The organism is Monashia sp. HAY1-2A (assembly GCF_056755315.1).
This window is the reverse complement of record NZ_JBNDHY010000087.1, coordinates 1-19,368: the sequence shown is the minus strand read 5'-3', so window position 1 is coordinate 19,368 and position 19,368 is coordinate 1. Positions and strand designations below refer to the sequence as shown.

Sequence of the window (19,368 nt, the reverse complement as noted above, 5' to 3'; positions counted from 1 at the left end):
CCCCCCCCAGATTACTACGCGTCTCGTGGGCTCGGAGATGTGTATAAGAGACAGGGTGTGTTGCGGGTGACACGGGGGCGGCGGTGCGTGTCCGGGCGGGCGGTGCGGGCCGACGGGGACGGTGGGGCCGTGGATCGAGGAGCCGGGGGCGGCTTCGCCCGTACGCTGGGGCTCGTGAGCACGGGCAGGGGAGGGTCGCCGGTCATCGACCTGCACACCCACTCGACGGTCAGCGACGGCACCGACACCCCGTCGGAGCTCGTCGCGGCGGCGGCCGTCGCCGGCGTCGACGTGCTCGCCCTCACCGACCACGACACCGTCGGCGGCTGGGCCGAGGCCGCCGAGGCCGCCGCCGAGCACGGCATCGCGCTCGTGCGCGGCATCGAGGTGTCGTGCACGTGGCGGTACGCGTCGATCCACCTCCTGGGCTACCTCACCGACCCCTCGGACGCCGACCTGACGCGCGCGCTGGCGCGGGCCCGTGACAGCCGGGCGACGCGGCTCGAGCGGATGGTGGCCAGGATGGCCGACGACGGCATCCCCCTCACCTACGAGCAGGTGCTGACGCAGGTCGCGCCGGGAGCGACCCCGGGACGGCCCCACATCGCCGACGCGCTGATCGCGAACGGGGTCATCGCCCACCGCGACGAGGCGTTCCGCGAGTGGCTCACCGACGACTCGCCGTACTACGTCGGTCACTGGTCCCCGGACCCCGTCCAGGCCGTCGAGCTGGTCCGGGCAGCGGGCGGCGTGCCGGTGGTCGCCCACCCGTTCACGCGGACCCGCACCGGTGGGCTGACCGACGACCTCATCGAACGCATGGCCGACGCGGGCCTCGTCGGACTCGAGGTCTTCCACCGCGACCACGGGCCCCGGGAGGTCGCGCGGGCCACGGCGCTCGCGGCCCGGCTCGGCCTCGTCGCCACCGGGTCGAGCGACTACCACGGCACCGGCAAGCTGAACCGCCTCGGCGAGAACACGACGGCCCCGGAGGTGCTCGAGGTGATCGAGGCCGCGGCGAACGGCGTGACACCGGTGCTGCGTCCCTGACGGCGCCGCTGCTCGCCCTGGTGGGTCGGGGCGGCGTGTCGTGCCCGGGTGTCCGGCGGCGTGTCGTGCCCGGGTGTCCGGCGGCGTGTGGGGCGGCGGGCTGTCGGGGGTGAACCGTAGGGTGACGGCGTGAGCATCGGAGCGACGCAGCAGACGAGCTTCGCGGGCATGCCGACACCGCTCTACACCGGCTCGCCCTCGCGGCTCCTCGCGTGGCTGGACTGCCCGCGCCGGTACCGCATGCAGTACCTCGACCGGCCCCGGCCCGCAGCACGTCCGCAGCGCGCGCACACCTCGGTGGGCATCGCGACGCACAACGTCCTTCGCGACTTCTGGGACCTGCCGCCCTCCGAGCGAACCCCGGCCGGGGTCGCCGAGCTCGTGCGCACGTCCTGGATCGACGTCGGGTTCCGCGACCCCGAGCAGTCGATGGCTTGGCGCCTGCGGGTGCGCGACGCCGTCACCGAGTACCTGCGCCGCAGCGACCGCGACCGGCAGCCCGTGGGCCTCGAGCGCAGCGTCTCCCTCAAGACCGGCGAGATCGCCGTGACGGGCCGCATCGACCGTCTCGACGACCGCGACGGCGAGCTCGTCGTCGTCGACTACAAGACCGGCCGGCAGGTCCCCACCGACGACGACGCCCGCACCTCGCTGCCGCTCGCGCTCTACGCCGTCGCCGCGGCCCGGATGTTCCGCCGGCCGTGCCTGCGCGTCGAGCTGCACCACGTCCCCACCGGAACCGTCGCGAGCCACGTGCACACCGATGACTCGCTGGCCCGCAAGGTCGCCGAGGCGGAGTCCATCGCCACCGACCTGCGCCGCGCCGACGCCGACTTCGCCGAGGTCGGCGTCGAGTCCACGCGCTTCGCCCCACGGCCCTCGCCACTGTGCTCGTGGTGCGACTTCCGCGCACACTGCCCGGAGGGGCAGCAACAGGGCCCCGAGAAGTCCGACTGGGCCGGGCTCGAGCGCGACGACGACCCGGAAGGGCTCCCATGACCGACCTGCGCGACGCGTTCCTCGCGGCGGCCGACCACGTCCTCGCCCTCGTGTCCCGCGACGACGTCGCCGAGGCCTGGAACCGCCCGAGCGCCCTGCCCGCCTGGGACGTCGGCGGTCTCGTCGCCCACCTCGCCGGACAGCCGTCGACGGTGGTGACGCTCCTGTCGGCCGAGCCGGCGCGCGACCCGATACCGCTCGAGGAGCACTACCGCCGCTCGGCGTGGGTCGGTGCCGACCTCGACGACGAGGTCAACGTCGCGATCCGCGAGGGCAGCGACGAGAAGGCCGCCGCCGGACGCGACGAGGTCCTCGCGGGCGTCCTCGCGGCCCGGGAGGTGCTGCCCGACCTGCTGGCCGCGCAGCCGGCCGACCGCGCGGTGCTCATCCCGTGGCAGGGCTGGTCGCTGCGCCGGGACGACTTCCTGACCGGTCGGATGATGGAGGTCGTCGTGCACGGTGAGGACGTCGCCGCGAGCGTCGGGTTCACCGCCCCGCAGCTGCCCGACGACGTCCTCGACCCCGTGCTGCGCCTGCTGACGCACCTCGCCGCCGAGAGGCACGGCCAGGGCGCCGTCGTCTCGGCCCTCTCGCGCTCCGAGCGCGCCCCGCGGACCATCTCGGCGTTCTGAGCGCCGGCCTGACACACTTGCCGCCATGGCCGCCCGTTCCCGCCAGGACGCCAGCAGCACTCCACTCACCCCATCCGCACCATCGGCCCCACCCGGGGTCCCACCGAGCCGTCCCACGGTGCTCGCCGTCGCCAACCAGAAGGGTGGCGTCGCCAAGACGACGTCTGTCGCCAGCCTCGGGGCCGCCTTCGCCGAGCACGGCAGGCGCGTCCTGCTCGTCGACCTGGACCCGCAGGCCTGTCTGACCTTCTCCCTCGGGGTCGACCCCGACGCCGTCGAGCAGTCCGTGCACGACGTGCTGACCGGCCGGACGCCGCTCGCCGACGTCGTCGTCTCGTGCGAGGAGGGCGTCGACCTCGTGCCGTCGACGATCGACCTCGCCGGTGCAGAGGCAGCCCTCATGCCCCGCCCGGGCCGCGAGTACGTCCTTCGCGGCGCCCTCGAGGACCTCGCAACGGCCTACGACGTCGTGCTGCTCGACTGCTCGCCGAGCCTCGGCGTGCTCACCCTCAACGCGCTCACCGCCTCCGACGGCCTCGTCATCCCGATGCCGTGCGAGATGCTGAGCCACCGGGGCGTCGGGCAGCTGCTCGACACCGTCGCCGACGTGCAGCGCATCCTCAACCGCGACCTGCAGGTCTGGGGCATCCTGCCGACGCTCTTCGACGGCCGCAGCAACCACGCCCGCGAGGTCCTCGCCGACGTGGGGGAGCGCTACGACCTGCCGGTCCTCGACCCCCCGATCCCCAAGACCGTCCGGTTCGCCGAGGCGCCCGCCGTCGGGCGGTCGATCCTGTCCACGGCCCGCACCTCCCGCGGCGCGCAGGCCTACCGGGACGTCGCGGCGTCGCTCCTGCCGCGCCTGTGACCGGACGCCGGGAATGTCTCGTCGACCGGTGACGCTGCACCCGAGAGTGTCGCCCATCTTCCGTGAAGGAGAACCCTGTGATTTCCACGCCCGCACTGGTCGCACCCCACGCCGGAGCCCCCTTCGAGGCCCGGAGCGTCGAGCACCGCGACCTGCGTGACGACGACGTCCTCATCGACATCGCGTTCGCCGGCATCTGTCACAGCGACATCCACCAGGTCCGCGAGGAGTGGGGCAGCGCGATCTTCCCCATGGTCCCCGGCCACGAGATCGCCGGCGTCGTCTCCGCCGTCGGTGACGGCGTCACGACGTACAAGGTCGGAGACCGCGTCGGCGTCGGGTGCATGGTCGACTCGTGCGGCGAGTGCGAGTTCTGCAAGAACGGCGAGGAGCAGTTCTGCACCAAGGGCGCCGTCATGACCTACAACGGCACGGGCTACGACGGCGAGAAGACCAAGGGCGGCTACGCCCGGCAGGTCGTCGTCTCCGAGCGCTTCGCCGTCGCGATCCCCGACGGCCTCGAGCTCGACGTCGCCGCCCCGCTGCTCTGTGCGGGCATCACGGTGTACTCGCCGCTCAAGCGCTGGGGCGCCGGCCCCGGCAAGAAGGTCGCCGTCATCGGCCTCGGCGGTCTCGGCCACATGGCCGTCAAGCTGGCTGCCGCCATGGGCGCCGAGGTCAGCGTGCTGAGCCGTACCGACGCCAAGAAGGAGGACGGCCTCGCCCTCGGCGCCACGAGCTACCACGCCACCTCCGAGGACGGCGTCTTCGCCGGTCTCAGGAGCAGCTTCGACCTCATCGTCAACACGGTGAGCGCCGACCTGCCGATGCAGACCTACATCGGGCTGCTGCGCCCGCTCGGCGTCATCGCCAACGTCGGGCTGCCCACGGGCAACTACGACTTCGCACCCGGTGCCGTCGTCGGCGGCAGCCGCGTCGTCGCGGGGTCGAACATCGGTGGCATCCCCGCCACGGCCGAGATGCTCGCCTTCTGCGCCGAGCACGGCATCGGCGCGACGGTCGAGACGATCTCTGCCGACGAGGTCGACGCCGCCTACGACCGTGTCGTCGCCGGCGACGTCCGCTACCGCTTCGTCATCGACACCGCCACGATCGGCTCGCCTTCCTGAGACGGTCGCCCCCGGTCAGGCGGTCTCCGGCTCCGGGTCCAGCGCGGGCAGGCCGTCGATCGAGGTCGCGTTCTTCTGCGAGCGATAGGTCACCAGCCCCGCCGGTCCCCGCTTGCCGGCCCACGAGGTGAGCAGGTCGCGCTGGGCCGTGTACTCGTAGCGCGGCACGGCGAACCCGCAGGAGTCCGAGACCCGTTCGACGTCCACGACGACCAGTCCGCGCACGCCCGGCAGGTCGACGTCGAACCGGCCGGCCCACGCGTCGAACTCGTCGTCGCCCGGACGCAGGTGCCGGCCCGTGCCGTGCAGGCGCACGATGTTCGGCGGGCCCTCGAAGGCGCAGAACATCAGCGTGATCCGGCCGTTCTCCCGCAGGTGGGCGACCGTCTCCGCGCCGCTTCCGGTGAGGTCGAGGTAGGCGACCGTGTGCTCGTCCACGACGAGGAACGTGCCGTCGACGCCCTTCGGCGAGACGTTGACGTGCCCGTCGGCCGCGAGGGGCGCGGTCGCGACGAAGAACATCCGCTGGGCCTCGATGAACGCGCGCAGCCGTCCGTCGATCGACTCGTGCAGCTTCATGGTGGGCAGCCTAGGTCCAGGCCCTGGGCTGACCTCGGCGCGACCGCAGGTCGGAACGGGGAGGGGCCGCGTCCCACAGGACGCGGCCCCTCCTCCTCGGATCTGGTGCCCTCAGAGCGGGCGGACGTCGCCGGCGGTCACTCGGTGCCGGACGCGGCGGGCGCGCTGCCGGCCTGCTGGCCACCCTGCTCGCCTCGGCCGCCCCGGCCGGCGCCACCGCGGCGACGGCGACGACGCGGCTGCGACGACCCGCCCTCGCCGGCGCTCGTGCCGGCGCCCTCGGCGGCGGCCCCGGCAGGGCCTTCGCCTGCCGCAGCCGCAGTGGCCTCGGCGGCCGACGGGGCCGCACCGGCTGCGGCGGCACCGCCACCGCGGGTGCGACGACGGTTGCGCTGGCGACGCGGCCGGCTCTCGCCGTCCTCGCGCTGCTCGCCCGACGCGTCCCGGCCGGCCGGGCGGTCACCACGCGAGGCGCCGCCCCGGGAGGACGTGCCGTGCGACTGGCCCTTGCCGTGGCGCTTGCCGGTCTCGCCGAGGTCCTCGATCTCCTCGGCGGCCAGGCCCGCACGGGTCTGCTGGGACTTGCGCAGGTAGCCCTTCGCGTCGGTCGGGATGTCGAGGTCGGTGAAGAGGTGGTCCGAGCTGGAGTAGGTCTCCTGCGGGTCGGGGATGCCGAGGTCGAGCGTCTTGTTGATGAGCGCCCAGCGGTGCAGGTCGTCCCAGTCGACGAACGTCACGGCCACACCGGTGTTCCCGGCGCGCGCCGTGCGGCCGATGCGGTGCAGGTAGGTCTTCTCGTCCTCGGGGCACTGGTAGTTGATGACGTGCGTGACGTTGTCGACGTCGATGCCGCGGGCGGCGACGTCCGTGGCGACGAGGATGTCGACCTTGCCGTTGCGGAAGGCCCGCAGCGCCTGCTCGCGGGCGCCCTGGCCGAGGTCGCCGTGGATCGCCGCGGCGGCGAAGCCGCGCTCGACGAGCTCGTCGGCGACCTTGGCGGCGGTCCGCTTGGTGCGGCTGAAGATGATGGTCAGCCCCCGGTCCTTGGCCTGGAGCATCCGCGAGAGCATCTCGACCTTGTCGAGGGCGTGCGCGCGGTAGACGAACTGCTCGACGGCCTTGACGGTGTGGGCGTTCTCCGTGTCGTCACCCATCGCGCGGATGTGCGTGGGCTGCGACATGTACCGGCGGGCCAGGGCCACGATGGCACCGGGCATCGTCGCCGAGAAGAGCATCGTCTGGCGCGAGGCGGGCGTGAGCGACATGAGCGTCTCGACGTCGGGCAGGAAGCCGAGGTCGAGCATCTCGTCGGCCTCGTCGAGGACGACGGTGCGCGCCTGCGACAGGTCGAGGTGGCCCTGCTTGGACAGGTCGATGAGCCGGCCCGGCGTGCCGACGACGACCTCGACGCCCTCCTTGAGGGCGTCGACCTGCGGCTCGTACGCGCGGCCGCCGTAGACGGTGAGGACGCGGATGCCGCGGCGCCGGCCGGCGCGCTCGAGGTCACCGGCCACCTGGACGGCCAGCTCACGCGTCGGAGCCACGGCGAGCGCCTGCGGCTTGCCCGGACGCGTCAGCGAGGCGAACGCGTCGTCACCGGGCGCCACGACGCGGTTGAGGATCGGCACGCCGAAACCGAGCGTCTTGCCGGTGCCCGTCTTGGCCTGGCCGATGATGTCGTGGCCCGACAGCGCGACGGGAAGCGTCATCGCCTGGATCGGGAACGGGTGGGTGATGCCCGCGTCGGCGAGGGAGGCGACGATGTCGGGATGGACGTCGAAGTCGGCGAAGGTCAGCTCCGGCGACACCTCGGCGGCGGTCTCGGCGGGGTTCTCCGCCGGTGCGTCGGTGGCAGGGGCAGGAACGGCGGCATCGGTGGTGACCTCGGTCTCGGCCGGGGTCTCGTGGGTCTGGGTCATGTGTGTCTCTCGATCGGCACGAGCACCCCGCGGACGCGGGAGCTCAGTGGCGGGACGGGCCGATCGGGAAGTGTCTTGACGGGCGAACCCCCGCGTCATCGCGGGATCCGCCGGTGCGCGGGAGAGTGTCCGCGAGCACCATCTGGGCGATCCATCGGGCCGACCGGGCACCGAGTTGTCCCACCCACTCTACCGGCAGGACGCGCGAGCGCCCGAATCTGCGCCGCTAGGTTGGGTCCATGACTGATGCGGCCCCCACGACGCCCACCGACGACCCCGGCTACGTCGCGGCTGTCACCGACCTGCTGGGCGTCCTCGCCTACGGTGAGCTGCGGGCCTTCAGCCAGCTGGCCCGCGACGCCGAGCTGGCCCCGACGCTGCGCCACACCTCGGCCCTCGCGCAGCTGGCTGCACACGAGCTGCGCAACTACCAGCTGCTGACCGAGCGGCTCACCGAGCTGCGGGTCACCCCCGAGGAGGCGATGGGGCCGTTCGTCGTCGCCGTCGACGGCTTCCACGAGCGGACCCGGCCCTCGGACTGGCTCGAGGGTGTCGTCAAGGCCTACGTCGGCGACGGCATCGCCCAGGACTTCTACCGCGAGATCGCCCAGTACGTCGACCCCGAGACCCAGTCCCTGGTCCTCGGTGTGCTCGAGGACACCGGCCAGGCCGAGTTCGCGGTGACCGTCGTGCGCGAGGCCATCGCGGCCGACCCGCGGGTCGGCGGACGCCTGGCCCTCTGGGGCCGGCGGCTCGTGGGTGAGGCGATCACCCAGGCCCAGCGCGTGGGCGTCGAGCGGGACGCTCTCGCCGGCATCCTCGTCGGGGCGCCGGGGCGTCCGGGGGCCGATCTCGCCGAGCTGGGCCGGATGTTCGCCCGGCTCACCGACGAGCACACGCGTCGGATGGGGCGCCTCGGGCTCTCGGCCTGAGCGCCCCGATCCGAGGCGACACGACGAAGGGCCCGACCGGTGACCGGTCGGGCCCTTCGTGTCGAGGTGAGGCGGGTCAGACGGCCCGCTTGCTGATCCGCCCGTAGACGGTGATGCCGATCGCCGCCAGGACGGCACCGACGATCCAGAACCACCAGCGCACACCGCCGTTGTCGTTGGAGTAGCCGAAGACGGCGCCGAGGATGAACGTCGCCAGCAGCGACGCCACGATGCCGATGATGATCGTCATGACGATCGAGATGTCCTGCTTGCCCGGGAGGATGAGTCGGCCCAGGGCTCCGATGATGAGTCCGGCGACGATCGCGCCGATGATTGCGCCAACCATGTCTCAGCCTTTCTGGCCACCGACGGTGACCGGCTTCCGTCCCGTGCTCGTGCGCGGGTACCAGTTGCAACACCGCCGCCCTCCCACCGCATGTGTCGCATGTGGTCGGTGTGACGGTGCCTTCGTGCACCTGACTCGTACCCGCTCCGAGCCGTAACGATCACGTCCGGGCCGATCCGGGCGAGGATCGGGCTCGCGCAAGGTGGGGCACACCCGGTCCGATGGCGCTGCCCACGGGGCGCCGGAGGTGTCGGTTCGGCGCGCCGGTCAGTGTGGCTGGCGGTCGCCGGTGACCATGCCGTAGCCGACGATGAGCGCGGCGGCGACGAGGGCGCCGATGAGGAACGAGGTCCAGTCGACGCCGCTCGTCTGCGACCCGGAGGCGGCCCGGTAGATCCACGCGCCGACGAGCGACCCGAAGGCGCCGAGGACGACGGTGGTCACGACGCTCGTGCCGTGCCGGCCGGGGACCGCGGCCCGGGCGAGCGGACCGACGAGGGCTCCCGCGACGAACGCCGCGACGAGGGTTGCGGTCATGGGGCTCCTCCTGGCGCCGGGAGGCGGTGGACGCCTCCGGTCGTACGTACCCGTTCGCGGCCGGCCGACGCCGCGCAGAAGGGTGCGTGGTCGGCCGGCCGTGGACGGGGTTCGGTCAGGAGGCGCCGAAGCCGACGCCGGTGCGGCGCTCGGCGCCGGTCGTGACGTAGCCGAGCGACGCGACGGGAACGACGATGCGGCCGCCCTTGTCGTCGGTCAGCTCGAGGACGTCGCCCTCGCGGGCGGCCTTGACGACGGCCACGAGCTCGTCGGAGCTCAGCGTCGTCTCGAAGGTGATCTCGCGTGCCACGTTCTGCACGCCGATGCGGACCTCCACGTCAAACCTGCTTTCTCGGTTCGTCCTTCGGTGGTGGCGTGGGTGGGTCGCACGCCCTGTGGCCACCTTAACCAGCGCTGCTGCCGACCGACTCCCGGGACGGGCCGGACGCGTCGTCCGAACCCGCACCGGACCGGGGGAAGGCGCCGAAGCCGCGGCGGATGAGCGACCCGGTGATGCGCACGGCGGTCTCCTTGGACAGGCTCGCCTCGTGCGTCAGCCAGTGGCGCGCGGACGTCTGCGCGAGGCCGACGAAGGCGACGCCGACGAGGACGGCCTCCTCGCGCGTCATCGACGTCTCGGTGCTGATGATCTCGGCCATCGCCTCGGCGCACGTGAGGTCGATCTGGTCCAGGCGCTTGCGCACCTCGGGCTCGTTGGCGAGGTCGGACTCGAAGATGAGACGGAAGGCGGCGCCCTCCTTGCCGACGAAGTCGAAGTAGGCGCGCGTCATGGTGTTGATGCGGGCCTTGTTGTCGGACAGGGCGAGCGCGTCGCGGACGAGCTGCTCGAGCTCGCCGGCGTGCTGGTCGATGAGTGCGAGGTAGAGCTCGAGCTTGCCCGGGAAGTGCTGGTACAGAACGGGTTTGGACACCCCGGCCCGCGCGGCGATGTCGTCCATCGCGGCCGCGTGGTAGCCGTTCTCGACGAAGACGGCGAGCGCCGCCTCGAGCAGCTGGGCGCGCCGCTCGGAGCGGGGGAGCCGCTGCCCGCGGCCCGGCATGGTGGTCTCGTCTGTCATGCGTCCCTCGAGGCACTTCCTGTGTGGTGCTCGTCGTCCGCCGAGGCGGACGACCATGTCGTTCCTCACCATACCGAGCAGTACGGTGAGGGCATGTCGACGGATCCGCTGGTCAAGACGGGTCGCCCGCTGTCGAAGGACGAGACGACGCGGTACGCCCGCCACGTCCTGCTGCCCGACGTCCGGCTCGAGGGGCAGGAGCGGCTGGCGGCCGCCCGCGTCCTCGTCGTCGGGGCCGGTGGGCTCGGGTCGCCCGCGCTGCTCTACCTCGCCGCTGCCGGCGTGGGCACGATCGGGATCGTCGACGCCGACGTCGTCGACCTGACCAACCTGCACCGGCAGGTGATCCACTCCGACGCCGACATCGGCCGGCCCAAGACGGAGTCGGCCGAGGCGGCCGTCCGCCGCGTCAACCCGCACGTCACTGTGGAGCGGCACGACGTCGCGCTCGACTCGTCCAACGCGCTCGACATCATCGGCGGCTACGACCTCGTCGTCGACGGCACCGACAACTTCCCGACGCGCTACCTCGTCAACGACGCGTGCGTCATGCTCGGCAAGCCGCACGTGTGGGGCTCGATCCTGCGTTTCGACGGCCAGGTGTCGGTGTGGTGGGCCGGGCACGGGCCGTGCTACCGCTGCGTCTTCCCCGACCCGCCGCCGCCCGGGTCGGTGCCGAGCTGCGCCGAGGGCGGCGTCCTCGGCGTCCTGTGCGCCGCGGTCGGCTCGGTGCAGTCCACCGAGGCGATCAAGCTCCTCCTCGGCATCGGCGAGCCGCTGACCGGCCGGATGCTGGTCCACGACGCCCTGCGCCAGACGTGGGACACCCTGACGGTGCGCCGTGACCCCGAGTGCCCCGTGTGCGGTGACGAGCCGACCGTCACCGAGCTCATCGACTACGTGCAGTTCTGTGGCGTGCCCGGCGCCGCCCACGACGACGAGGACGCCCTGCCCACCGTGACCGTCCGCGAGATGGCCGACGAGCTGCGCGGCGAGGCGCCACCGCTGCTCGTCGACGTCCGCGGCGAGGAGGAGCGGGCCATCGCCTCGATCCCGGGCGCGGTCCCGATCCACCTGGACCTGTTCCGCTCGGGCGAGGCGTTCGGGCAGCTGCCCCGGGACCGGCGCGTGCTCATCCACTGCAAGGTCGGTGGCCGGTCGGCGGAGGCCACCCGTCTGGCCCTCCGGGCCGGCTTCACCGACGTCGCGAACGTGGCGGGCGGCGTCGTCGCCTACGTGCGCGAGATCGACCCCGCGCAGCCCGAGTACTGAACGTCCGGCCCACGTCCGGCCGACCCCTTCCCGAAAGGACACCGGTGGCACTGGAGGACCACGCCGACCGCGTGCTCTCGCTCGTCGCGTCGATCCCGTCCGGGCGCGTGCTCGCCTACGGTGACGTCGCCAGGCGGCTGGGCGGCATGGGGCCGCGGACCGTCGGCTCGGTCATGAGCCGGTACGGCTCCGACGTCCCGTGGTGGCGGGTCATCCGCTCGGACGGGCGCCCGCCGCAGGGCCTCGAGGGCGAGGCCGTCGAGCACTGGCGCGCCGAGGGCACGCCGATGGTCCGCGGTCTCGTCGACGGCGGCCGCGCGGACATGGAGGCCGCGCGCTGGGACTTCGGCGCGGCTGCGTCGCCGGGCGGCGGCGTCACCCGGTCGCGGGGCGCCCTGCACCACGTCGAGATCTGGGTCGAGGACATCGACGCGGCAGCCCGCGAGTGGGGCTGGCTGCTCGGCCGGCTGGGCTACCACCTCGGCGACGACTGGGGACACGGGCAGGCGTGGGAGCTCGGCTCGCTCTACCTCGTCGTCGAGTCCGGGCCCGACGTCTCGAAGGGCCGCCACGACCGAACCCGTGCGGGGCTGAACCACCTTGCCTTCCATGGTGGATCGCGCGCCGAGGTGGACGCGGTCGTGGGCGAGTGCGCCGACGCCGGGTGGTCGCTGATGTTCGCCGAGCGGCACCCGTACGCCGGCGGACCACAGCACTACGCCGCCTACCTCGAGAGCGGCGAGGGTTTCGAGGTCGAGCTCGTCGCGGACTGACGGGCACCTGGCCCGCGCGGGCGCGGCGGGACCTGCGCCGGATCTCCCGGCCGTCGGTGGAGAGCGCCGAGGCGTCCGTCCTAGGTGCTGCTCGTGCTGCTCGTGGCGCGCGCCGTCCGGCCGTCCGGCGACTCGAGGACGACCTCGACGGTGAGCGGTGCCACCACCGGGACCCACACCGCGTAGCGGCCGGCGCCGCCCGGCCCCTTGACCCTCACGGCGTGCACCTGCCCGTCGGCCGGGAAGAAGGGCAGCCCGACCGGGATGTCGGCCAGGGCGACGTCACCGGTCACCACGGTGACGAGCGGGAACAGCGGCCCGACAGGCGGTCGCCCGACCGGCGGTCGCCCGAGCGGACCCGCCGGCGTCAGGGGCCCCGGCGCTCCCGGCACCACGGGTGGTCGCAGCGGGCCGACCGGGCTCACGGGCCCGACCGGCGGCAGCGGCCGGTCCGGCCGTGGCAGCGGCCCCACCAGTGGGTCGAAGACGGGCCCGACGATGGGACCGAACCGGCGCTTGAGGGCGCGCACGTGCAGCACGATGCCCGCAGACGCCGCGGTCGGCGCGTCCGTCTCGAGCAGGGCGAGGACGCCGGTGGGGCGGGGGACGAGACCCGTGATCGTCACGGTGAACGGTGGGGGAGGCACCCAGCCGGGCACCGTGATGGTGCGCTCGGTCGTGCGGCCGAACGGGTCGACGAGCCGCAGCGTCACGTCGACGGGGTCCGTGGCGACGGGTCGGGTGAACCACACGGCGAGCGGCGAGCGTCCGGCGACCCTGGCCCCGCGCTCGGGGGCTGGGGAGGTCGAGGCCGCTGTGGGTGGCGTCGTCAGGGTGGTCTCGGCGAGCGACTCGAGCGGTGCGGGTACGACGACGTCGGTGGCGCCGGGACCCGTCTTGGCGCCGAAGCGGTGCGACCCGCTCGCGGTGGCGCGCGTCGGGGCGCTCGTCGAGGTGCGGACGACGACACCGCGGTGGTCCGCGCCCCAGACCTCCACGGACGGTGCGTCGAGGTCGGGTGCGCCGGCGGGCGGGACGAGCACCGAGACGACGTCCGAGGCGTCCGACGTCTGGCCGCGAACACCGTCCACGGGCAGCGTGTCGACTGGGCGTGCGACGACTCGGACCAGCCACGGGTCCCAGGCGACAGCGCCGAGGCTGCCCGTCCAGCTCCCCTCGTAGACAGGGGAGCTCGTCACCGGGTCGGTCCCACCCATGGTCGCGCCGACCGACGCGACGGGCGGCCCCATCGACTCGCGGTCCCGCGCGGCCGCCTCGGACCGGGTGGCGAAGACGAGGAACCGGTCGACCGGGATGCGGCTGGCCGAGAACAGGGCGAGCGTCACGGTGCCGTCGTCGTTCGGCGTGGCCCGCGCGAGGGGCGGAGCCGGCCGGCGCAGCCGTGGCGCGATCGCCGCCTGGAGGTGCAGGTGCGCGTCGGCGGTGTCGCTGCCCGGCCACGGTGGCTCGATGCCGGTCAGGGTCTGGGTCGTCACGGTGAACAGGTGGATGTCGGTGGAGCCCTTGGGCAGGCGCACGTCGTGGGACGCGGTCGACGGGTCGACCTCGGCAAGGCGTCGGAAGGCGGCGCGTCGAGCGGTGTCGTCCATCCGGTCGTAGGCGTCCCAGAGGGCCGCGAGGCGCAGACCGGGTGGCGGCGACCCCGAGGACCCGACGGCAACCGGTGGAGGCGTGTAGAGCCCGCCCGCTGCCTTGACGAGCGCGGTCTCCGAGACCTCCCAGACGATCGAGGAGCGCACCGGTGCACCTGCGGGCAACGACCACCGGACGCGGACGTGCGAGCAGCCATGGGCGTCAAGGGTGCTGCCGAGCGGCACGCCCGGTGGCGCGGGCGGGGGCAGCGGCGTCACGGGCACCGGGCTGGCGGCCACGGCGCGCGCGGGGTTGGCGGCACCGGGCACCCACGGCGTCGGCGAGGCTCCGACGTCGAGGTGGCTGCGCAGCCACACCTGCACGCCCCACCGCTGCGTCGGCGTCCAGTCGAGCCAGGGCACCGGCACCTCGAGGGCGTACCGGCGGCCGCCGTCACCCTGCCCCGGACCGGCGAGCACCTCCTCCGTGCCGTCGGAGGACAGGCACACCACCGTGCAGCCCGACGGGACCGGGGTGTCGGTCGGGAAGGAGAGGGCGAAGTCGCGCCGGAAGCAGCCGGCGGGCGTGGCGAGGTCCGGGTACAGGCCCGCGGGCGGGCCCGACGAGGCGCTCGCCATCGGGTAGAGGAGCGCCGCGCCGACCAGCGTGGCCGGGGTGCGCTCGCTCCAGTCGACGGCGGCCTCGAGGCGCACGGCGGACGGGCACGCGGCGGCGCTGCCGGTGAAGGTGCTGTCGAGGGCCAGGGAGATGACGCGGGGCGCCTGGGGCGCGGGCTCGTCACCGGAGTACGGCACGTCGCGCCACGCCGACCACAGGCCGTGGATGTCGACGAGGGCCGTGGCGTAGCCGACGTCGCGGCCGCCGCTGCCGATCGGGATGTCGGCGGCGCCGTCGACGAAGGCGATCCGGTCGTGTCCCGGCTGCCCCTCGGGGCCGTCCGGGCTCAGGGTCAGCGGGCGGACACCGCCGGAGTCGCGTGGTGGCGCGAGGCTCTCACTCGTCAGCGACGACGCGTCCCAGCGGGCGAGCACGCCGGCCGACACGCGTCCGAAGCTGACGGTGGTCGGCAGTGCGTCCCACGACACCCGGACGCTCTCCCGCCAGGGGTCGTCGGGGTGCTGCGGGCCGACGAGACCGGCACGCTCGGCGGTGAGCGCCGTCGGCGGAGCGGTCACCGTGTGCGGCCCGACGACCGGGGCGTAGGCGGCGACGGTGCCCTTGGTACGCCACGGTGATGGAGTGCGCGAGTAGTCGGCCGTCACCATGAAGTCGAGGCGCTCGGCGATGTCGGGCCAGCCGTCGAAGGGCAGCGTCGTGTCGACCGTGTACGTCGTGCCGAAGCCGGTGGCGAGGTTGAGCAGCGGGTCGGTCTGGGCCGGCAGCGTCAGCAGCGACAGCGGCCGGATGACGGCCGACGTGTCGAGGCTCGACGTGCGCGGGCCGTTGCTCGGCCCGGCCACGGCGCGCGTCTCCTCGAGGGTGCGCTGGGTCCACTCCGGGACGCTCGCCCGGTAGAGCGGCTCGAGCTCGGGCAGCAGCTCGACCTGCACCTCCTTGACGAGGCCGTCGGGGTCCGCGGAGACCCACGGTGGCGCGGCGCGTCCGGACTGGGTCATCGGCGACCACCCGAGCGGCGGGGCACCACGGACGAGCCGGTCCACCGCCGCCTCCCGCGGGGCTTTGAGGTCGTTCACGAACCCCTGGTCGGTCGTGTCGTAGTCCGTTGCGGCCCAAGGCTGCTCGGCCGGGAGCCCGACGACCTCCAGGCGCCGCCAGCCGGGGTCGTTGACGACGTCGACGAGGCTGCGGACGCGCACGGCGGTGACCGACGCGTTGTCGACGCGGGCGAAGGTGGCTCCGGAGCAGCGCAGTCGGACCCTCGTCGGACCGCTGCCCGGCGGCACGACGGCGGCCGCGACGACGTCGGCCAGCGTGCCCTGCAGCCGGTGGAGCGTGACGCGGACCGGCCGGCCCGCGTCGAAGGGCGACACCGACAGCTCGACGACCGCCGCCTCGACGTTCCACGCCGTGATGGGCGCCTCGCCCGCGCCGCCGGGCAGCCCGACGGCGTCGACGTCGGTCAGCGGGTCGTCGGGCACCCGCGCCCACACCGTGAAGGGGCCGCGCGGCACGCCGAGGCGAGGGCTGCACGCCCACCACACGTGCAGGTCGCGGGAGCGTCGCTTCGCCTCCTCGAGCTGGCGACCGGAGGGCAGGACCTTCTCGGCGAGGGGCGAGCCCGACCGGTGCACCTGCTCCACGTGCGCCTCCACGACGCGGCCCCAGTCCAGGCGCATCGCCTCGGCCCGGAAGAGCCGGCTGCTCGCGAGGAGTGCCATCAGTCCTCCACCTCCCAGGGGGCCCGGAGCAGGCCCATCCGCACGCACGTCCGTCGGTCCTCGGCGACGCCCGCGAGCGGGTCGGCGGCCACGACGAGGTCGAGGCGCACCTCCTGGCCCCGCGAGCCGGGGGCGAGCAGGGCGATGGCCCGCGTGTCGCCGGGGCACCGCACGATCCGGGTCACGTTCGCCCGGGGGAGGTCCCCACCGCCGACGGGCGCCGTGCTGGGCTGGAGCGAGAGCCAGTCGCCTCGAACTCCCTTCCACCACTTGTGGGTCGGGTCGCTCGCGTCGATCGGGCCGAAGACGACCTGGGGCATGACGCGGGAGCGCCACAGCGGCTCGCTGCACTCGACGACCAGGGCCACCGGCTGCGGGACGACGTCGCCGGACCACAGGACCTCGACCGCGGGGAAGGAGGGCACCTCGGGAACCGACAGTCCCGCTGCCTGGTAGGCGGTGTCGACGTCGTCCCCGCTGGGCCGCAGCGGCAGCCCGGAGAGGGCGGCCCCCGTCGGCACGAGGCGCCCGCGGACGGTCGCGGGCGCGACGTAGGAGACGAGGTCGTCGAGCCCGAGGAACCGCGAGGTCGTGAAGCCGATGCGGTGGATGCGGTTGGCGGTGGTGGTCGCCTCGCCCGAGGCGACGGCGTGGACGTCGACGAGGTAGTCGGTGAGCGGCTCGAAGTCGTAGGGGAGGGTCAGGACATCCTGGAGGACCCGCTCGCCGGACACGTCGATGCAGCGGGTCCCGTCGCCCCCGGCGGACACGACGTCGCGCACCGCGTCCTCCCACGGCGTCAGCACCCGCAGGGCCGCCGCCGGTGCGAGCAGCGCCTCGGGGTCGAGCGTGATGTCGTAGGGCCAGCCCGGGTCGGCCGAGCCCGGGGCCGGCGGGTGGGCACCGGACGCCGACCGCACGACGGCCTGGAGCGAGCGTCCGTGCGCCTGGTAGAGCGCCGCGACCTTCTGCGTCGCGAAGGCGATCCGCACGGGCTCACGGCAGAAGACGCCGACGTCGTCCATGCCCGGGGCGGTCGCGACGAGCCAGGGCGACAGGACCTTCGGGTACGCCGAGGCGGCGTCGGTGCGGAACCGGAACGACTGGGTCACGGCGGGCTGGACCGTGCCGGTGTCGGTCGGCGCCGGCTGCGCGTCCTGCTTCATCCACGCCGCGGTCCACGTGACGGCGACGGTCCACGTCTGGCCCGGCTCGAGGAGGGCGCGGTCGTCGGGGTCCTGGGTCAGGGCCGTCTGGAGGGCGTCCTGGTCGGCCGAGGATGTCGTGGAGTCCCAGTCCTCGCGCCACGCCTCGGAGCCGACGAGGCCCGTGGCCGCGACGACGTAGAAGGGCTCGTCGAGCCTGGCGGCCACCTCAGGGCGCCAGCCGATGACGACGCTCGCCGTCTCGTCCGGGAGCTTCTCGAGGTCGACGAGCACGAACACGAGTCCGGAGCCGGACGCGGCCCGCACGCGGGCGGCGTAGAGCCCGGCCCGCAGCACCGGGTCGACCCACGGCCCCGACGCGTCCAGCCACGTCGCCGGCAGCGGGTGACCCGCGTCGACGAGGTCGCCGCCGTCGACGGGGCGGTCGACCAGCACCGACCGGTCGGCCGCCTCGGCACGCAGCACGAGCCCGCCGCCGACTGCTCGCTCCGGCGCGAGCAGCAGGAACGTGGCTCCGCGCAGGCCACCGTCGGGGGAGAACCGGACTGCGTCGCGCAGGTCCTCAGGAACGAACTTCGTTCTGGCCCATGCCTCCTTGACCTCCTCGCGGTCCTCGTCGGTGCCGAGCGGCGCCGGGTCGAGGGAGTCGCGGCGCGGGCTGCGCAGGACCGCACCTCGACAGGCGAGCCCCTCCGCCCCGGCGTCGGGGCTCCAGGCGGTCGTCGCCCGGACTGCCATGACGTCGGCCAGGGGAGTGCCGGCGTCGATGAGGTCCAGCGTCGCGGCGTCGCCGGTGGTCCACGAGGACGCGGACGCGCTGGCGGTCAGCGCGGACCCGGCCGCCAGCTTCGCCGGCAGGCGCCCGTCGGAGCGTCGCACCCGGCCGCCCCGGCACGGGACGGCGTCGGCGAGCACCACGGCGGGATCGGTGCCGTGGAGGAGGTCGACCTCGGGGTCGCCGGTGCGCCACGGTTCGGTGACCGCCATGAGGGCCTGGACCGGCGCCGAGCGCGTCGTGCCCGGAGGGTCGGGCCACGCGACGCCGTCGAGGCGCCAGCCCGGGACGCTCGGGCCGGCCGGCTTGCCGTCGAAGGTCCACAGCACCGGCGCCGCGGGTGCCGCCGGGTGGCACACGGTGCCCCAGCGCTCGGTGACGCTCGTCGTCAGCTGCTCCCCGTAGGGGATGGCGCGGGAGAACGGTGTGGGCAGCCAGTCGAGCAGGGCCAGCGCGGTCGTCGGCACGGCCGTCCCGGCCGGGGCGCCGGTCCACCAGACGCTGGGCGTCCTGCCGGTCGGCGGCGCCGGGACGAGGGCCCCACCGGTGAGGGTGACCGAGGACACGTCGTAGCGCCACCAGCGGTCACCGATGCGGCTCCACGGATTGGCGGCAGCGCCGTTCTGCCCCAAAGGGTTTCCGCCCATGACGCAGTTCGCGGCGACGCGCGGCGGCGTCGAGAACGTCAGCACGGGAACGGCGTCGATCGGCACCACCGGCATCGGCGGTGGGTCGGTGGCGTCGACGTCGACGCCGTCGCCGATCTTGGCGTCGACCGCCCGCTCGGTGGCGGTGCCCTCGACGAGTGCGGGGGAGCGCGAGACCAGGGCCAGCCCGGCCACGAGCGGCTTGGCCCTGGGATCGTCCTCCGGCTCGGCGCCGATCGTCAGGGACACGCAGCCCTTGACGGAGAAGAAGAACAGGTCGATCTCGCCGCACACCTCGCCGTGCACGTACGGGTCGTCGCGGACGACGCCCCCGATGGTCCGCTTGCCGACCATGACGGTCAGCTCGGCCGAGGCCCCGATGCTGACGACGAAGAGGCGCAGCTCGCCGCGCGCGTAGATCGTGCCGGCGATGAAGAACGGGTCGAAGCCGACGATCGCGTCGAACCCCGCCGCCACCTCGAGGTAGAGGCCGACCGACTTGCTGCCCATGAGGACCGCGCTGATGTGGAACCCCGTCGCGATGGCGAGGCCGCTCGGCGCTGCAGGCAGGCCGTCGACGGGCAGCTGCGCGTGGGAGATCCCGTTGCCGTGGATCATGAGGTAGCCGCTGCCGGTGATGACCTCGAGCACCTCGACGGTGACGCGGTCCTGGTAGTTGCCGAGCTCGACGAGCCACGACTCGACGTCGTT

16 protein-coding genes are annotated in these 19,368 nt (G+C 73.8%); 8 read left to right on the top strand and 8 right to left on the bottom strand.

Features of this window, described 5'->3' with window-relative positions; all coding sequences use genetic code 11:
* Window positions 1–39: 39 nt before the first annotated feature.
* From ACPYOM_RS13780 to ACPYOM_RS13760, 5 genes are all read left to right on the top strand, one after another.
* Complete coding sequence (locus tag ACPYOM_RS13780) at window positions 40–1,050, top strand: PHP domain-containing protein (protein WP_481346392.1); 1,011 nt, start codon at window positions 40–42, stop codon at window positions 1,048–1,050.
* 129 nt (window positions 1,051–1,179) lie between these two features.
* Window positions 1,180–2,049, top strand: coding sequence for a RecB family exonuclease (locus ACPYOM_RS13775; protein WP_481346391.1), 870 nt, complete (start codon window positions 1,180–1,182; stop codon window positions 2,047–2,049).
* Window positions 2,046–2,681 carry a maleylpyruvate isomerase N-terminal domain-containing protein gene (locus ACPYOM_RS13770; protein ID WP_481346390.1) on the top strand — a complete coding sequence of 212 codons (636 nt, stop codon included), beginning with the start codon at window positions 2,046–2,048 and terminating at the stop codon, window positions 2,679–2,681. The genes ACPYOM_RS13775 and ACPYOM_RS13770 overlap by 4 nt, the downstream gene beginning before the upstream one ends.
* 25 nt (window positions 2,682–2,706) lie before the next feature.
* Window positions 2,707–3,549, top strand: coding sequence for a ParA family protein (locus ACPYOM_RS13765; RefSeq protein ID WP_481343824.1), 843 nt, complete (start codon window positions 2,707–2,709; stop codon window positions 3,547–3,549).
* 77 nt (window positions 3,550–3,626) lie between these two features.
* On the top strand, window positions 3,627–4,679 hold the full coding sequence (locus ACPYOM_RS13760; protein ID WP_481346389.1) for an NAD(P)-dependent alcohol dehydrogenase: 1,053 nt from the start codon (window positions 3,627–3,629) through the stop codon (window positions 4,677–4,679).
* 15 nt (window positions 4,680–4,694) lie between these two features.
* Here ACPYOM_RS13760 and ACPYOM_RS13755 read toward each other — a convergent pair whose 3' ends face one another.
* The gene (locus ACPYOM_RS13755; RefSeq protein ID WP_481346388.1) at window positions 4,695–5,258 is read right to left on the bottom strand and encodes a pyridoxamine 5'-phosphate oxidase family protein; all 564 of its coding nucleotides are present in this window, start codon (window positions 5,256–5,258) and stop codon (window positions 4,695–4,697) included.
* 137 nt (window positions 5,259–5,395) lie between these two features.
* On the bottom strand, window positions 5,396–7,177 hold the full coding sequence (locus ACPYOM_RS13750) for a DEAD/DEAH box helicase (RefSeq protein WP_481346387.1): 1,782 nt from the start codon (window positions 7,175–7,177) through the stop codon (window positions 5,396–5,398).
* Between the two features lie 239 nt (window positions 7,178–7,416).
* On the opposite strand from ACPYOM_RS13750, the gene ACPYOM_RS13745 reads away from it, so the two are divergent.
* A complete protein-coding gene (locus ACPYOM_RS13745) occupies window positions 7,417–8,109 on the top strand; it encodes a ferritin-like fold-containing protein (RefSeq protein ID WP_481346386.1) in 693 nt (230 codons plus the stop codon).
* A gap of 76 nt (window positions 8,110–8,185) precedes the next feature.
* Here the strand turns inward: ACPYOM_RS13745 and ACPYOM_RS13740 are convergent, their stop codons facing one another.
* The 4 genes from ACPYOM_RS13740 to ACPYOM_RS13725 form a co-directional block, all read right to left on the bottom strand.
* Entirely contained in the window at window positions 8,186–8,455 is a 270-nt protein-coding gene (locus ACPYOM_RS13740; protein WP_481341037.1) for a GlsB/YeaQ/YmgE family stress response membrane protein, read from the bottom strand.
* A gap of 267 nt (window positions 8,456–8,722) precedes the next feature.
* Entirely contained in the window at window positions 8,723–8,992 is a 270-nt protein-coding gene (locus tag ACPYOM_RS13735) for a GlsB/YeaQ/YmgE family stress response membrane protein (protein ID WP_481341038.1), read from the bottom strand.
* Between the two features lie 115 nt (window positions 8,993–9,107).
* Window positions 9,108–9,329 (bottom strand): DUF3107 domain-containing protein, encoded by a 222-nt coding sequence (locus ACPYOM_RS13730; RefSeq protein WP_481341039.1) that lies wholly within the window; start codon window positions 9,327–9,329, stop codon window positions 9,108–9,110.
* A gap of 67 nt (window positions 9,330–9,396) precedes the next feature.
* Entirely contained in the window at window positions 9,397–10,071 is a 675-nt protein-coding gene (locus ACPYOM_RS13725; RefSeq protein ID WP_481341040.1) for a TetR/AcrR family transcriptional regulator, read from the bottom strand.
* Between the two features lie 93 nt (window positions 10,072–10,164).
* Here ACPYOM_RS13725 and moeB point away from each other — a divergent pair, with 93 nt between their 5' ends.
* Together moeB and ACPYOM_RS13715 are read left to right on the top strand one after the other, a co-directional pair.
* Entirely contained in the window at window positions 10,165–11,343 is a 1,179-nt protein-coding gene (gene moeB / locus ACPYOM_RS13720) for a molybdopterin-synthase adenylyltransferase MoeB (protein ID WP_481346385.1), read from the top strand.
* Between the two features lie 44 nt (window positions 11,344–11,387).
* Window positions 11,388–12,116: an MGMT family protein gene (locus ACPYOM_RS13715; protein ID WP_481346384.1), complete on the top strand. Its 729-nt coding sequence runs from the start codon at window positions 11,388–11,390 to the stop codon at window positions 12,114–12,116.
* An 80-nt stretch (window positions 12,117–12,196) separates the two neighbouring features.
* Here ACPYOM_RS13715 and ACPYOM_RS13710 read toward each other — a convergent pair whose 3' ends face one another.
* On the bottom strand, window positions 12,197–16,069 hold the full coding sequence (locus ACPYOM_RS13710; RefSeq protein WP_481346383.1) for a hypothetical protein: 3,873 nt from the start codon (window positions 16,067–16,069) through the stop codon (window positions 12,197–12,199).
* A partial coding sequence (locus ACPYOM_RS13705) for a hypothetical protein (protein WP_481346382.1) occupies window positions 16,069–19,368 on the bottom strand: 3,300 nt, incomplete at its 5' end. The genes ACPYOM_RS13710 and ACPYOM_RS13705, both read right to left, overlap by 1 nt.

Excerpts from the sequence above, each read along its gene's own strand:
- ACPYOM_RS13735 (WP_481341038.1), bottom strand. The coding sequence starts at position 8,992 with ATGACCGCAACCCTCGTCGCGGCGTTCGTCGCGGGAGCCCTCGTCGGT.
- ACPYOM_RS13750 (WP_481346387.1), bottom strand. The coding sequence starts at position 7,177 with ATGACCCAGACCCACGAGACCCCGGCCGAGACCGAGGTCACCACCGAT.
- ACPYOM_RS13710 (WP_481346383.1), bottom strand. The coding sequence starts at position 16,069 with ATGGCACTCCTCGCGAGCAGCCGGCTCTTCCGGGCCGAGGCGATGCGC.
- ACPYOM_RS13740 (WP_481341037.1), bottom strand. The coding sequence starts at position 8,455 with ATGGTTGGCGCAATCATCGGCGCGATCGTCGCCGGACTCATCATCGGA.
- ACPYOM_RS13725 (WP_481341040.1), bottom strand. The coding sequence starts at position 10,071 with ATGACAGACGAGACCACCATGCCGGGCCGCGGGCAGCGGCTCCCCCGC.
- ACPYOM_RS13765 (WP_481343824.1), top strand. The coding sequence starts at position 2,707 with ATGGCCGCCCGTTCCCGCCAGGACGCCAGCAGCACTCCACTCACCCCA.
- moeB (WP_481346385.1), top strand. The coding sequence starts at position 10,165 with ATGTCGACGGATCCGCTGGTCAAGACGGGTCGCCCGCTGTCGAAGGAC.
- ACPYOM_RS13770 (WP_481346390.1), top strand. The coding sequence starts at position 2,046 with ATGACCGACCTGCGCGACGCGTTCCTCGCGGCGGCCGACCACGTCCTC.
- ACPYOM_RS13745 (WP_481346386.1), top strand. The coding sequence starts at position 7,417 with ATGACTGATGCGGCCCCCACGACGCCCACCGACGACCCCGGCTACGTC.
- ACPYOM_RS13755 (WP_481346388.1), bottom strand. The coding sequence starts at position 5,258 with ATGAAGCTGCACGAGTCGATCGACGGACGGCTGCGCGCGTTCATCGAG.